Here is a 204-nt window from a genome sequence, read left to right as displayed (position 1 = left end):
GCCTTCGTCCAGCGGCGTTTCAGGCGTGAAGCTCCAGTTGCCCTCCTCGTCGACCTTCGTCTCGCCAATCGGCGTGCCGTTGTCGATCACGATGATCGTGTCGCCCGGCTCACCCTTGCCCACCAGCGTCGGCTGCGTGTCGTCCGTGCTCTCCCCATTGCCCACCGGACCCTGGATCGGACCCACGTGGTCAATGACTTCGCC

Annotated in this window: 1 protein-coding gene; it reads right to left on the bottom strand. The window is 65.2% G+C overall.

What is annotated here, in order from left to right; all coding sequences use genetic code 11:
* Positions 1 to 204 (bottom strand): Ig-like domain-containing protein (locus F6X42_RS43380; RefSeq protein ID WP_187639811.1); only part of this gene is annotated, 204 nt, incomplete at both ends.

Source organism: Paraburkholderia podalyriae (assembly GCF_014397785.1).
Taxonomy (GTDB): domain Bacteria; phylum Pseudomonadota; class Gammaproteobacteria; order Burkholderiales; family Burkholderiaceae; genus Paraburkholderia; species Paraburkholderia podalyriae.
The sequence above is the reverse complement of the archived record's forward strand: the minus strand, read 5'-3'. Positions and strand labels throughout refer to the sequence as shown.